Below are 15,057 nucleotides of genomic sequence, written 5' to 3'. Positions count from 1 at the left end.
ATCCATCGACTTGGACTTTTTGTTCAGGTCTTTTTGTCTTGCATATTTTTTCATCCCTTATTCGTTATTTTTTTATTTTTCCTATTGACTTTTTATAGTTGGTCTTTCAGATTAAACAAAGAAATAAATAAAAAATTACACTAAAATATTTGTTTACGATATAAATTTATCCCTCCTCTTATGTCGATTTTAATTCATCACACATATAACCATCAAAAATTCTATAAATATCCGATTTCCTCCTTGCTCATTTAAAAATCTTTAATACTCCTTTCTCTATATGCTATATTTTAAGCTACACATGGCAAATCGGACAATATTCATATAGTATTTAACATATAATTATCTTTTCAGCTTTAAATCACACTTTTTTCTTATTTTTTACTTTTATATTTAGTAATAGCAATAATTTAAGCTAAATAAATATTATACTGTACATTTTTCAGTAAATTATAATGATTTTTTTGTGTAAAATAACAACCCTCTTATGTTTAGAATTATAACATAGAGAGGGCTGCAATACTAACAATATTCGATTTATTTAATTAAAATTCAACATTTATCTATTGAATTTCTGTATTCACGGGGAGTTTTTCCGCAATACTTCTTAAACAGATTAGCAAAATAGCTTGGAGAAGAAAAAGACAGATAACCGGAAATCTCAGCTATTGTATAATCCGTGTTTTTCAAAAGTATCTTAGATTCCCTGATTTTTTGCTCATTTATAAAGTCAACAATACTTTTTCCTAAATCATGTTTGAAATTTATTCTTAGATAAGATTCGCTGACGGCACAGTAGCAACAAATATCATATACGGATATATAGCTGTGCAAATGCTGGCTGATATAGCTTACGGCTTTTTTTACCGCCGGATTTACCTTTCTGATATCAACTTTATAAACATTTGAGTCTGATATTTTTTGAGTGTACTCTACAACTACAGATAAAAATAAATTTTTCATTTCCAATTCATTTTTGGCGTACGAAATTTTTTTGCAAAATTCTTTATAAATCGCCGCAGAATGTGTTTCATCAACGCCGAAAAGTATAGCTTGTCTGTAAATGACAAGCATAGCAGACATATAGCGGATTTTACTTGAGGTAAGGTTGTCATCACACCTTTTAAAAGGCTTAAAACACAAAAATGTTTTACACAATTCTTTTGCTCTCTTCACATCACCGCTTGTTATAGCTGAAAGAACTGTTTCCTGCCTTTCAAATGGAAAATAGTCTGGTTCTTCCTCTTCCCTCATCTCAAAAATTCTTTTTTCTATATCTCTGTTTATACTTTTATAAATGATTTTTTCCTCTATGTTATATTCATTCTCCATAGTATTTCCTGTAAGCATAAAATAACAGAGGAACAAATCATCTATAAAACTCTGTTTCTCGGAAATCTTTACCTTGTATAAATAGTCCTTTATTTTTTTGGTATCTCCTTCTGTAACCAAGTACAATGTTTTTCCGAACAGTCCAGAATCATTAAAAGGGTCAGTGGTAAAAACCGGCCCCAAAAGAACCGCAAACTCTTCATTAAATATAGAAAACTTAAATACAGCTATGAGTTCCAATCCGTTAATTAAAAATATTTTTGGTTTATCTCCAAACTTAATATATGGACGCTGAAAAATCTCTTTAAAAAATGCAGAAAAATCATCTGAACAGCTCCAAAATATATTATTGTCTTTCATATTAAAAATAGATATATAACAATTTGAAGACCTGTAAAACAAATTAAGCCCTAAAAGCAAATCATCCATATTTTTCACATGACTGCCCCCTCAAATATCTCTTATAAAAGATTTTACATTATTTATTCATAGTAATTCAAGTACAATCAATTATGATAATTAAACAATTTTATACAAAATCATCATTACAAAAATATTAAAAATCACCTTGCGACGCAGTTGTTTTTTCACAAAATTTAATCTGTATTAAATTATATATTTTATAAATTAAAACATTCGGAAAACACAAAGTTTCCCGGATATTTTTATATTTTATTCAGTTGTTTTAAGATTTTAAACAGTTGCTGCCTTATTGTCTTTTTTAAAGTTTCCTAAAATTATTGTGAGCAGGAAAGCAGCCACAAGAGCAGTAAGATGTGCAACTATGTACCAAATATAGCCGTTATTTGCCGGATCAGCCAAGGCAATTCCCGGAACTACAGTAGTACCAAATCCAAGAGCTGCCAAATCTGCAAAATAAACTACAAGACCACCGATTGCTCCGCCGATACATCCGCCTATAAGAGGATACTTAAATCTTACGTTGATACCGAACAATGCAGGCTCTGTTATACCGAAAAGAACGGAAACGAAGCTCGGTATGCACAACTCTTTTGTCTTTGCGCTCTTTCTGTGAAGCATAAGATATCCCAAAACAGCGCCGCCCTGAGCAATGATTGCCACAGACATAAGAGGGTTGAGGAAGTTTCGTCCTGTATCAACCAATAACTGTGCCTCAATAGCTCCGAAAATATGGTGAAGACCTGTAATTACTATAAGCTGTTGTGTACCGGAGAATATAGCGTATCCGATTGCGCCAAAGTTTTGTGTCATAAACACAAGACCGTTTGTAATACCTGAAGCCAGCATACGTCCTACAGGACCAACAACTATAAAGAGGAGAAGTGCACTGACAAGTGTTGTGAGAAGCGGTGAAACAAGAAGTCTGATAACCTCAGGAATTTTTCTTTCAAAAAAGATGTCAAGTTTCGCTGTGATAAAGCCCATAAGCAATGCAACAATAATACCACCCTGGAAACCTACCAAATCTACGCCTAAACCAAATATATGGAGAGTTGTAACCTCTACTGTTCCCTGTGCCGCAGCATATGCATCTGCAAGACTCGGTGAAAGCATTATACAGCCTATTACAATACCCAAAATCGGACGGCCGCCGAATCTTTTAACTGCGCTGTAAGCCACAGCCAAAGGAAGGAAGCCAAAGATTGCGCCTGATGCAATGTTAATAAGTCTGTTTATTGCAAAAAGTGTTTCGTTGCTTTCTACAAATTCAAAATTTCCCAAAACTCCGGAAATACCTGTAAGCAAAGCCACAGCAAGGATTCCAGGCATAATATCGATAAACACATCAGACAGAGCCTTAATTATTCTCTGGAGAGGATTCATCTTCTTATTTGCTTCTGTTTTAAGGTCGCTGAGACTCATGTTTTTCATATTGTTGTACTCTGCGAAAACCTCATAAACATCGTTTACAAGACCTGCACCGAAAATTATCTGCACCTGGTCTCCTGCAACAAATACGCCTTTTACCAAGTCTACATTGCGTATTTTCTCCAAATCTGCGCTGTCGTTATTTTTCAAAACTATTCTAAGTCTTGTGGCGCAGTGGGCAACACCCTGGATGTTTTCTTTTCCTCCAACCAACACGGTAAGTTCTTTTGATATGCTTTCATATCTTTCTCGCTTTTTTGCGTCCATTATGTTTCCTTCTGACATTTTTATTTTACCGTACTTTATATAAACAAACAATTATTGTTCATTTGCACATTCAGGAAATACCGCAGAAATGCTGCCCTTTCGGTTTAGTACCGACTGTTTATCCTTTCATAATTTCCTGAAATGAGCACTGCAAGCATAATTCTTTCAATCAGTTTGCCGAAACAAAGCACCTCCTCTCTTAATGTGTTGGTTTTGCTTACAGAAAAATTTTTATTGTGCTTTATGGCAGCTTCTGCAAACGACTTTTTTCGGCAGAAAAGTCTTTATTTAACGGCTTTACGCCGATTATCAATTTACTTTAACAAATCTAAAGCAAACACTTCTAAAATCTTTTTTCTCAAGCGGAACACTTATTCCGCTGTACATAAGCTCGTCGCCTCCGTACTCATAACCGGTAGAAATATCACGGTAAACGGCATCAGCGTCCAAACCTTTAAGCTTTAATATCTTTATAGGTGCTGCCGGCTGGCTTAAAATCTCAAAATGGAAAGCTACAGCCTGACTTCCGTCGCCTGAAACAAAATTCCACTGTGCAACATTCTCATCAAATGGACTTTTTATTCTGTAGAATTTTCCAAACTGGATTGTATTTCTTATATCTTTATAAAAAGCAACCTGTTTCTTTATCTCGTCAAGTTCCTCAGAGGAAAGCTTTGTAAGGTCAATTTCATAACCGAAATTTGCACTCATTGCCACTTGTCCTCTTGTCTGAAGAGGTGTAACTCTGCCTGTCTGCTGATTCGGCACCTCGCTTACATGAGCTCCCATAGTAACAACCGGATATGTAAATGAGGTTGCATATTGAATTTTCATTCTGCAAACTGCGTCGGTATTATCACTGCACCATGTCTGCGGCATATAATACAGCATACCAGGGTCAAATCTTCCCCCGCCGCTGGAACAGCTTTCAAAAAGTATGTCCGGAAACTCTGTGGTAAGCTCTTCTAAGATTTTATACAGTCCTAAAACATACCTGTGAAAAATCTCTCCCTGTCTTTCCATAGGAAAGTTAATGCTTCCAACATCAGTGAGGTGTCTGTTCATATCCCACTTTACATAGTCAATTTTTGTTTCTCTAAGAACCTTTGAAACACTTTCGATAACATAGCGGCAAACTTCATCATTAGACAAATCGAGAACAAGCTGTCCCCTGCCGAAAGTATAGGGGCGTCCCTCTGTGTGAAGGGCATATTCAGGGTGATTTCTAAAAAGCTCGCTGTTTCTTGATATCATTTCAGGTTCAAACCACAGTCCGAATTTAAGTCCTCTGTTATGAATTTCGTCGGAGAGATGAGACAGTCCCAAAGGCAGCTTTCTTTTATCTGTGACCCAGTCGCCAAGGGAACTGTCGTCATTATCTCTGTGACCAAACCATCCGTCATCCAAAACAAAAAGCTCTATTCCTGTCTGCGCCGCCTTATCAGCAAGGGCAAGCAGCTTATCTTCATTGAAATCAAAAAATGTAGCTTCCCAATTATTTATGAGTATAGGGCGTGGCTGAAATGCAAATTTACTTCTTATCAGATTATGCTGATAAAAGTTATGGTATATCTGTGACATTCCGTTAAGTCCCTGTGAGGAGAAAACCATTACTGTTTCTGGGGTGAAAAATTTTTCGTTGGGCTCAAGATACCATTCACCGTTCCATGGGTTCATACCCATTTGAAATCTTACATTTTCAAAGGCGTCCGCCTGTGCCAAGGCGGTAAAATTACCACTATACACAAAATTCGCGCTATATATATTTCCTGATTCCTCTGAAGCATTTGCCTCTAATAGTGCCATAAAAGGGGCTTGCTGCGGAGAGCTTGTTCCTCTTAAACTTTCAATCTGTACCATTCCGCTTTTAAGCGGTCGTAGATCCACATTTCTTTCATTATTGTGTGCGCCATACAAGGTCATCACCTTAAATCCACTTTCACGGAAATCCACAGACATACTCAGCATCTTTGTAAGAGTCAAAGGACTGTTTCCATGATTTTCAAAAACCACACTGCGTGTTATAACGTCCGCATTTTCAAAGACTCCGTACAGAAGGAAAACGCTAAGTCCTGAAATTTTATCTTTCATATGGATTTTTAGTGTTGAAACCTCTTCCTCCGAACCGAAAGAGCATGGAAGTCCCTCAAGCTTTGGTTTACCCTTCATTATTTCGTAGCCGACATATGAAAGGTCACAAATTCTGCTTCCGTTCTGTTCCCTAATTCCAAAAGCGCAGCTTCTGAAATCACCGTTTCCCCCATGAGGATATTCCATAGGAAGAGTATCAAGAGAAAAATCCCTGTCATTTTCCTGAGGATTTGGCGCAAAACCTCGGTTTTTAAGGATTATTGACCTTGTTCCGCAGTAATTTTGAACTCGTTTTCCCCAATATAAATGGAGAAGATACTTGTTTCGGACAACCTGCATAACATAGCTTGTACCTTTGGTTTGCAGATGAAAAATTTGTTTTTCATCGTTATAAATAACTGCCATTTATATTCCCTCTTTCTTTTTATATTTGTTTTCTGTTTGTTTCTTTACTTACATTATACCAATAAATAAATTTTATTAAATGGACAAATGTTGTTTCTATATACAGATTTGTGACTAATATCATCACAAATCAATAGTTATATTAAATAGTTTTTATAAACTCATTGATTGTATTAAATTATAATATTACATATATCTGTTGCCCTACACACCGAATAATGATATAATTTATTACACAAATAGTAATTTTAAGGCAGTGAGTTTGATGCATGATTATGTTTTTTCAAATGATTTTTCTCAAAATATTGATGCAATGGTATACACCTGCGGATATGAGGCATGTGTTCCGGGACACAGCTATGGTCCGGCTCTGCGCAGCGGCTATCTAATTCACCTTATATTGGAGGGAAAAGGAATATTTGAAACAAACGGAAAAACCTATCATCTTTCCGCAGGAGAGGCTTTTTTAATAACGCCGGGTTCACTTATATACTATGAAGCCGACAAGGATGACCCATGGACATACACATGGATAGGATTTCAGGGCATTAAAATCAAACAGTACCTTTCAAGAACCTCTCTTACAAAATGTCCTGTTTTCTCATACGAAAATGATAAGGAATTTTTAAACTGCCATGAAAAAATGTTTGAAGCCTATCAGCTTACTGAAAACAGAGATTTAATAATGAACAGTATTCTATACAGATATCTATTTCTTTTGGCACAGAAATTTCCAAGCAAAGAAAATTCCGTTGAAAACCGACGTGTCGAATATGTAGATGAAGCATTAAAATACATAGAAGCCAACTACTCTTGGGAAATAACAGTTCAGAGTATTGCAGATTTTCTAAATATAGACCGTTCCTATCTCCACAGACTTTTTAAATCCGCCGTTGGCGTTTCAATAAAAGAATATCTTTTGAATTTCAGAGTAAAAAGAGCCTGTGACCTTCTTGTACATACGGATTTACCAATATCAACAATCTCACGTTCGGTTGGATATGACGACTCTCTGTATTTTTCCAGACTATTCAAAAATAAAAAAAGCGTGTCCCCAAAAGATTACAGAGAAACACACAAAAACAAATAAAAAACAAAACCGACATCAACAATTTCTCGCTGATGTCGGTTTTGTTATAAAAAGAAGAGATATATAACAACATGTTTTATGTATTGTTTTTGATAAAACTCATATCTTTAATCACAAAATTTTAACCTTATCCCCTTGGCTTCTAAGCCACATATCAATTCCGTCGCCGTAGGCTTCGGCTCGGATTGTGTATACTCCTTTTTCCTCTTTCAAAATTTTACAAGTGGGAATTCGGTCGAGAATTGCTTCAAGCACGCCGCTGTACTCAAAGGTCACTGTTTTCAGTTCTCCGGTATACATAAACTGAACTCTTTTACGGAATTCTCCGTCATTGAATTTATCCTTATAGGGAACTGAAAAAATCTCGCCGGTTTCTTTTATATCTTCCATTCTGTCTATTCTGAAAACAATCAGAAAATCCTTATCTGCTTCAGCCATATATGCTATAAGATAAAAATAAAACTCAGAAAACATTATAGCTACCGGTTTAACCTTTTTAACACTTTTCTTGCCGTCCTGTCTTGTGTATGAAAAAGTTATAATCTTATGGGATTTAACAATAGCTGAAAGATTCCAAACCAAAGAAAGCAGACGCTTATTATGTCTTGGCGGAATGTATGACATATACTCACCGTGAATAATGTCTTCAACGGTTTTTCTGTCTTTATCAGATGTCTGCATTAAAAGTTTTTTCATAAGCTCTGAAAGCTCGTCTTTTCTAAAGGCTCGGCTTTCCAATAGAATTTTTGCAAGAGCAAGAACCTCTTCATTTGTAAACCATTCCCTCTCCAGCCGCACAAGATAATAACCGTTTTTAGCCTTATCATATTTTATGGTGGCTTCTATTTCAGTAAAATGAGCTTCTGTTAAATATGCTCTCAAGTCGTCAATATCACGCTGTATGGTTTTAAGTGAAACTCCAAAATCCCTTGCAAGCTCCTCTTTACAAACCACCTCGCCTTTGTTTAACCGCTCGTAAATATTTAAAAGTCTGAAGCCCTTGTTACCTTTATAATCCAAAGACAAATTCAATAAACTCACCCCCTATGTATATAATTTATTATATCACTCAGCTCGCATTTTGTCTAATAAATTATATTTTTACTTATCTATGTTATCCTTAATAATTTTTCGTATCCATTTTTCGCTGTATCCAAACTTGGTGGCTAAATGCTTTATGTTATATCCGTTATATTCTTTCAAAATCTGTGAAACAATATATTCCTTATCAAACAGCTGAACAGGAAGCGTAATCTGTTGACCTCGATACTCCTTGTACACTTTTACGGCGGCATCTATTCCCAGTAAGTCGGCAAATTCCCTGTACACACCATTAAGGTCTTCGTATTCAATGTATTCCGTATCAATGGTTAATAATGTTCTGGACAAAATTCTCTCCCCTTATCTATGACAGATTTTCACGAAACAGCAACGTACACTGTTATTCTTATGATTTTATGATAACAATACAGATACCCATAAAACGTCCATCTTTCTTTTTCATTAAATAATTTTAAAAATTTTCGTGAAAGTCTCGCAGTTATATAAGGAATTTTATCCTCTTCTCCGCTGTCACAAAAACGGCTATCACCAAATAATGATGATAGCCAAAATAAATAATTTAGATTTTACTCAAAAGGTCGGCCTTTTTAGCGTTAAATTCCTCTTCTGTAAGAATTCCGGCTTCTTTTAATTTTTGAAGCTTTTGTATCTGCTCCAAAGGATCAACCTGTGGAGTTGATGCCTGCTGCACAACAACCTGAGGCTGTTTATTGCTCTCTTTAATTCCACGTCTGCATTCTCTGTATACCTTTACAGCCTTTTCAGCCTCATATGTATACATATTATTTAATCGTTCCTTCGCTCCTGCAACTGATATTTCCAAATCACAGACGCTCAGCGCAACTGTAAGGGCAAGGTCAAGCAAGCCGTTTGTATTTTGAATTGTAGCCATGGATGTAACATCTTCATAATAGAATTGCTTTACATTTTTAGTCAAACCAAAGGCTTCACGGTCAAGCACAACCATCTGTTTGTCTGAGCATACTACAAAGTCCTTTGCAGTTATAGAGTCACAGCCCCAGGCGAAATAAAGGATAAGTTCATCGTCAAATACATATTCGTTGACAATTTTTAAAATATTCTCCCCTATTTTTTCCTTTATAAGCTTGTCTATCTGCTCGTTAGTAATAGTAAAATCTCTGTTTTTAATTCTTGTTATATAGCCTGCAAAGGAATCTGTATCAAGTGCAAAACCTGTTTTGCTGTTAAGCAGTTCTACTCCGTTACACGCAAATATGTAGTTTTCGCCGTCTTTTCTGTAGGAAACAGACTCAATATTTTCTATAGGAATTGTACCTGTGCAGAAAAACATATTTTCCTCATCATATGCCTTTTTGAAATACAAAGCTTTAGTGGAAAGAAAAATTTTCTGCTGACCTTTACCCAAAATCATCCACAAAGGCGTTTCGTTGGCATTGTTATATTCGGGAAAGTCCTTTTGTGCGTACTTGTCAATTTTCTTATCAAGAGGATGAAAAATCAACTTACTTGCTGATACGCTATGCGCCGGCAAATAAAGCTTGTCATAATAATCGGCAGTAAAATCTGCAAGCTGTTTTTTATCAACGTCAAACAATGTTCCTTGGCTTGCTCTGATATCCTCAACCATTTTCTTTGCAGCCACATCTGCCTCCGCCTGCTTTTCAGCTTTTATTCTTTCTCTTTCAGCCTTTTGGGCGTTTGCTTCTTTTCTTTTTTCATCATACTTTGATTTTGCCGAATTAGCGGCATTTTTAGCCGAGTTTGCCGCACTTGATGCGGTTTCCTTAGCTTTCTTTAAAAAATCGTTAAAAGCCATTTTTAATACTCCTCATTATGCGTAAATAAATAATAAAATCAAAAAAGCTACTCCTCCAATAAAAGATATAATGCTTCCCCAGTTTGTTTGAAAAGCTTCCTTTATAAAATCGTCAAACTGAAGTTTTTCTTTGCTGTAAAGCATTTCAAGGTCAACCAGAGATAAAACCAAACCGGCAATAATCAGGATAAAAGGAAAAATTGCCATCTCTGTTAAAAAGAATAGTATGTAGCCCAACACAGCACACACAAGCGATATCAAACTAAGCATTTAAGCCACCTCCTTATTAAAAATATTTAAAGTGGAATCTATTGACCACATTTTTCATCTTCTAAACTGCTTTTAAGGATTTTTCTGATCCATTTTTCACTGTAGCCGTATTTCGTTGCAAGTTGTTTTATGTTACTGCCGTTATACTCCTCTACAATCTGTTTTCTCAAAAAATCCTTACTGAAAAGTTGAACCGGGAAAGTAATCTGCTGTCCTCTATAAGCCGCATGTATTTTTAACACCGCTTCAATCCCAAGCAAATTTGCAAGTTCATTGTAAGCGCCGTTTAAATATTCGCACTTTATACTGCTTACATCCATATTCTGCATTGCCTCCCTCTTTTTACTAATATTATTATATATTTTCTAAGAATTGTATAGAGCGACTGTTCTTATGAAATATTCCTTACATTATTTCCATTAAAAAAATAAAATAATCCATCAGACTACATAAAATCACTTTTTTCTTTTTAATAAAACAAAAACCTTCAAAGAGGCTTTTCTCCACTTTGAAGGTTTTTTATACAAATATTTTTCTTTTACCAAATACAAGTTTTAAAGCTGTTCAAGCAAATATCCTCCGCCTCTTAGTGAGGAAATTTCAAGACGTGAGACTTCACTATTCAGTTTTTTTCTAAGTCTTGAAATCAATGTCCACAATGCTCTATTTTCTTTGTCAGACTCTTCTCCCCACACTTCTCGCATCAACTCACTCTGGGTAACCTTGCGTTCTGCATTCTTTGCCAAAATCAACAATACGGAAAATTCTTTCTGAGTCAACTGAATATCCACATTCTTTACATATCCGGTAAGCGATACTGTATCGAGCTTCAAACAACCATATAAAAAGTATCTGTGAACATCAGCGGCAGAACGCAGACGTGCTTCTATTCTTGCAATCAGCACTTCAAAGTCATAAGGTTTTGCTAAATAATCATCACCGCCTGCACGAAGTCCGTCAACTACATCCTGGTTTTCACCGAGGGCAGTCAAAAACAAAATCGGTATATTAAGATGAGCTTTCAGCTCTCGGCATAAATCCAAACCGCTTCCGTCAGGTAAAATAATATCAAGCACTATCAAGTCCACATTATGCCAGCGAAGTTGGTCTTTTGCTTTTGCTATAGTTTCCGCCTGAAGTACATCATATCCACGCAGTTTCAGAAGCTCAGAGTTTATTTTTATAATATGCGGATTGTCTTCTACAAGTAAAATTGTACTCATTTAACTTCCTCCTTTAAAATCGTAAATGCAAATACAGTACCGTCAGGGCCTGTTTTTTCTACCCAGATTTTTCCTCCATGAGCATCCACTACTTCACGGCATATTGTCAAACCAAGTCCGCTGCTTCCGCTTCCGCTGAATCCCTGTTCAAATATATGAGGAAGAACTTCCGGTGAGATACCTTTACCCGTATCCTGCACACGGAATACCACAAATTCGTCCATTTCATTGTCGGATGCACTTATAGTTATAGTTCCGTTAGTTGTGCCTTTACTTGCGTTTACAATTAAATTTGTAAATACCTGAAGCATCATTTCAAAGCTTCCGTGTATATCAGAACATTCATTTTCAGAAATCTTTACTGCGTTACGATTTTTCAGACACATAGGTACAGCAATAGCTCTGACATTCTCCAATAATTCCGATACGTTAATACAGCTGAAAGCAACTTCCGAAGTTCTTCCATAAGAATATTCCATAAGCCTTGTTACCATATTGGCAAGTCGCTGTGCTTCATACTGAATTGTCCTTAAATTATTAGGTGTTTCTTCATTTATTCTGTCAGCGGCAATCTGTATACCGGTAAGCTGTGCATATCCGGAAATAACCGTAAGCGGCGTTTTAAGTTCATGGGCAACCTTATGAAGGAAATCCATATTCAGTCTGTTCATCTTTTCAAGCATTTCGCTTCTGCTGCGGCTCTCAATAAGTGCAAATTCTCTTTCCTGAATCTGAAGATTGATTGCCGAAGCATTGAGAAAAACAAAACTTATCATACCGTAAGCAGCTGCACCATAGTGAGCAACTGATGCTCTTTGATTAGTCAAAAGTGCTTCGTACAGCATGCTGACTAAAAGAATCAGGAAACCTGCAAGTACCAGAATGTCAGCCGTTTTAAGCCTACGTAATTTTATATAGTGACGTGTAACACCATAAATCAAATAAAGCAAATAAGGAATAGACAAATAATAAACCGATGTAGATATTAAAACCAGGTTCTGTGTAGGAATTACGCTTATCAAAATAACCGCAACAGCAGCAATACCTAGGTAAATGTACAGCGGCCAATTCTTTGTCGCATCATGATACAGAAACTTCAACAACAAAAGCAGTGAAACCGGCATTAACATTACAATTATAATAAACAATCTATACACTATATACCATGATGTATCCGGCGGCAGTAAATGACTACTGTAAAAGTTTTGATCTCTCAGCGCCATTAGCAAACAGCAGAAAGCCAAGCATAGGAAATTTCCTTTGCGAAGAACCGCAGCACTCATTAAAAAGTAAAGCATCAGCATCACAAGACCGCCGCTTATCGTAAGGGATGTAAGGTCGTTGGCAGCTTTGAATTCCTCCATATTCTGAGGAGTTGAAATATAGGTTGTCTGTATAAATCCGCCTTCATTATGAACGTAGTTTCCATACTGATAGATAATGTCAATTTCTCCGTTTTCGTCAGATGCCATCGGCACCGTCATATAACCTCCCTGAGGCACAAAGTCCTCAGCATTATCCGCTATTTTTCCATAGGATACAACTTCCGCTCCGTTTACATATACAAGTGTTGCGTAATCTATAGAAAAACTGCAAAGTGTGTAATATTGATTTGGCTCTGCCAATATTTTCAAATGATAAGTTCCATAACCATAATCATCGGCAGAAACACCGCTATCTGCTTTTTCTTTCACCGTTCCATTTTTAAAATCTTCATAAATATACAGCTTTTCGGGGTAAAAATCCCAACTATTAACGAGATGATATACTTCATCCGAAAAATCAATACCCCTTATATCCAATACTCCATCATTCGGCTCTAAAGCCTGCAATGAAACATATCTTTGCGAAAAAAATGACTGCAACAGCATCATGCTCAAAATTACAATAGAAATAGGCAAAAGACATCTAAATAGTTTTTGATTTAATTTCCTCAACTCCATAACAACAGCTTCCTTTCCCCATTGTGTATTTTACACTTCTATTGTATCACAAATATTGCCCCAAACTGCGAACCTTACAAAATTGTAAGGTAAAATTTCAAATTATGTGATATATTACAAAATTTTCAACTAAAATCCTTGTATAACCCAGCATTACGCCCATAAACTTTAAACAAAAACATAAAAATAAATATATATTTTCTCTATAATACATATAATATTTATATTATGTGATAGTTTATTTTTGTTTTCATTATAAAAAACATAATAAAAATGCCACAGCTAAAAATTAAGCTATGGCATTTTTTAAATCTGTTTCTTTAAACTTATAATTTTATACTATTTAATATTATTGTTATATACATCAACTGCCGGTTTCTGTTTCTCCCTGCCAATCGTTGATGCCTCCAAATTCCATTATATTTGTATATCCCATTTGTGATAATTTCTGAGCTGCCTGTTTGCTTCTGTTTCCGCTTCGACAATAAACTAAAATTAACTGGTTCTTATCCGGCAAAAGTTCCGGCTGTTCATCTCCTATTGATTCATTAGGAATACAAATAGCTCCCGGAATGTGTCCTGATTCGTACTCACCTTGGGTACGAACATCCAAAATAATATAGTCGGTTTCCTCATTCATTATTTCAACAGCTTTATCAACTGTAATCTGCTTATAAGTACCGTCTGTATTCTGAGATGCACATCCTGTTAGGAAAATAACCATTCCAAGCATAAGCGCAATTATTTTTCTCATATAAATTACTCCTTATTTCGTGCTTTGCAAATCAGCTGTGTCATTGTACCCATCGGGCAATAGACACACCAGCTGCGAGGTTTAAAAAGTATCATTGTAACAAAACCAAGTATAGTGGAAGTAAGCATTACACTGTAAAATCCAAAAGCGAATTGTGCAACACCGGGATGTAAAATCGTTCCATGATATGCCCAATGCCATGGAAGCTTAAATGTCCACAGAAGAGTAACGGTCTGCTTTAGTCCTGTAGCTCCAGAAAACACTAAATAAGTGTTCCAAAGCATCAAGAAAAACATTGCAAAGAAGAATATTAAAAATCCATATCTAAACCACTTACTCTTCATCCATTTAGGAATATCCTTTTTGCGTGATAATCCAAATCGTCCTCCAACTAAAGAAAACAGCTGTCCTCTTCCGCAGTACCTGTTACAATATCCCTTGTTTTTCTGAACAACTGAGATAATCAGAGGAATGAAAAAACATAGCAAGCCAAGCCATGCAAAAAGTATATTGAAAAATCCAAGAATCAAATATAAAAGCGATGCAATCCACAAATAATCGTACCATTTTTTCTTCATGGCTGCACCTCCTGAATTTCAATAACAGACGCAGGACATTCCTTTGCGCATTTTCCGCATCCCACACATTTTGTTATGTCCACCACAGCTGTAATTCCCTTCGGAACAGAAATTGCATGCAGGGGACAAACTTTCACGCAGCAGCCGCAAGCAACGCATTGTTCTGTTGAAACAAAAGCTTTTCTCTGCTTTCTTTTTACATTAACCATTATAAACCTCCAATTTATCATACTAACACAAATATACTTGCATAGTATACATAAAAATTCCTGTTCTCTCTGTAACTCAATCACAAATCCATTAAAGCTTCAAATAAAAATACACTGTCACTTAAATAGATAACAGCGTATTTTTATCATTAAATGTTTAATTGGGTTTCCTTTGATTTATGGC

Annotated in this window: 14 protein-coding genes; 1 reads left to right on the top strand and 13 read right to left on the bottom strand. The window is 35.8% G+C overall.

Annotated features, from left to right (window positions below):
• Positions 1–552: 552 nt before the first annotated feature.
• The 3 genes from B5F08_RS12045 to B5F08_RS12035 form a co-directional block, all read right to left on the bottom strand.
• The gene (locus B5F08_RS12045) at positions 553–1,761 is read right to left on the bottom strand and encodes a helix-turn-helix domain-containing protein (protein WP_143256419.1); all 1,209 of its coding nucleotides are present in this window, start codon (positions 1,759–1,761) and stop codon (positions 553–555) included.
• Between the two features lie 264 nt (positions 1,762–2,025).
• A complete protein-coding gene (locus B5F08_RS12040; RefSeq protein WP_087379855.1) occupies positions 2,026–3,450 on the bottom strand; it encodes a PTS transporter subunit EIIC in 1,425 nt (474 codons plus the stop codon).
• A gap of 309 nt (positions 3,451–3,759) precedes the next feature.
• On the bottom strand, positions 3,760–5,946 hold the full coding sequence (locus tag B5F08_RS12035; protein ID WP_087379849.1) for an alpha-galactosidase: 2,187 nt from the start codon (positions 5,944–5,946) through the stop codon (positions 3,760–3,762).
• A gap of 265 nt (positions 5,947–6,211) precedes the next feature.
• Here B5F08_RS12035 and B5F08_RS12030 point away from each other — a divergent pair, with 265 nt between their 5' ends.
• A complete protein-coding gene (locus B5F08_RS12030; RefSeq protein ID WP_087379846.1) occupies positions 6,212–7,036 on the top strand; it encodes an AraC family ligand binding domain-containing protein in 825 nt (274 codons plus the stop codon).
• A 111-nt stretch (positions 7,037–7,147) separates the two neighbouring features.
• Here B5F08_RS12030 and B5F08_RS12025 read toward each other — a convergent pair whose 3' ends face one another.
• The 10 genes from B5F08_RS12025 to B5F08_RS11980 all read right to left on the bottom strand — a co-directional run bounded on the left by B5F08_RS12025 (position 7,148) and on the right by B5F08_RS11980 (position 14,873).
• The gene (locus tag B5F08_RS12025) at positions 7,148–8,068 is read right to left on the bottom strand and encodes a helix-turn-helix transcriptional regulator (protein ID WP_087379843.1); all 921 of its coding nucleotides are present in this window, start codon (positions 8,066–8,068) and stop codon (positions 7,148–7,150) included.
• Positions 8,069–8,137: 69 nt separating this feature from the next.
• Positions 8,138–8,425 (bottom strand): Mor transcription activator family protein, encoded by a 288-nt coding sequence (locus B5F08_RS12020; protein ID WP_158096303.1) that lies wholly within the window; start codon positions 8,423–8,425, stop codon positions 8,138–8,140.
• 232 nt (positions 8,426–8,657) lie between these two features.
• Positions 8,658–9,896 (bottom strand): SHOCT domain-containing protein, encoded by a 1,239-nt coding sequence (locus tag B5F08_RS12015; protein ID WP_087379838.1) that lies wholly within the window; start codon positions 9,894–9,896, stop codon positions 8,658–8,660.
• Positions 9,897–9,911: 15 nt separating this feature from the next.
• Complete coding sequence (locus B5F08_RS12010) at positions 9,912–10,166, bottom strand: hypothetical protein (protein ID WP_087379835.1); 255 nt, start codon at positions 10,164–10,166, stop codon at positions 9,912–9,914.
• 38 nt (positions 10,167–10,204) lie between these two features.
• Entirely contained in the window at positions 10,205–10,495 is a 291-nt protein-coding gene (locus tag B5F08_RS12005) for a Mor transcription activator family protein (protein WP_087379832.1), read from the bottom strand.
• 225 nt (positions 10,496–10,720) lie between these two features.
• Positions 10,721–11,389: a response regulator transcription factor gene (locus B5F08_RS12000; protein ID WP_087379829.1), complete on the bottom strand. Its 669-nt coding sequence runs from the start codon at positions 11,387–11,389 to the stop codon at positions 10,721–10,723.
• Complete coding sequence (locus B5F08_RS11995; RefSeq protein ID WP_087379826.1) at positions 11,386–13,332, bottom strand: sensor histidine kinase; 1,947 nt, start codon at positions 13,330–13,332, stop codon at positions 11,386–11,388. Before B5F08_RS11995 ends, B5F08_RS12000 begins: the two co-directional genes overlap by 4 nt.
• A gap of 364 nt (positions 13,333–13,696) precedes the next feature.
• The gene (locus B5F08_RS11990; protein WP_087379823.1) at positions 13,697–14,086 is read right to left on the bottom strand and encodes a rhodanese-like domain-containing protein; all 390 of its coding nucleotides are present in this window, start codon (positions 14,084–14,086) and stop codon (positions 13,697–13,699) included.
• A gap of 5 nt (positions 14,087–14,091) precedes the next feature.
• Positions 14,092–14,664 (bottom strand): hypothetical protein, encoded by a 573-nt coding sequence (locus B5F08_RS11985; protein ID WP_087379820.1) that lies wholly within the window; start codon positions 14,662–14,664, stop codon positions 14,092–14,094.
• Positions 14,661–14,873 (bottom strand): 4Fe-4S binding protein, encoded by a 213-nt coding sequence (locus B5F08_RS11980; RefSeq protein WP_087379818.1) that lies wholly within the window; start codon positions 14,871–14,873, stop codon positions 14,661–14,663. The genes B5F08_RS11985 and B5F08_RS11980 overlap by 4 nt, the downstream gene beginning before the upstream one ends.
• Positions 14,874–15,057: the final 184 nt, after the last annotated feature.

This window comes from Anaeromassilibacillus sp. An172 (assembly GCF_002160515.1).
Classification (GTDB): domain Bacteria; phylum Bacillota; class Clostridia; order Oscillospirales; family Acutalibacteraceae; genus Limousia; species Limousia pullorum.
This window is presented reverse-complemented; position numbering and strand designations above follow the sequence as displayed.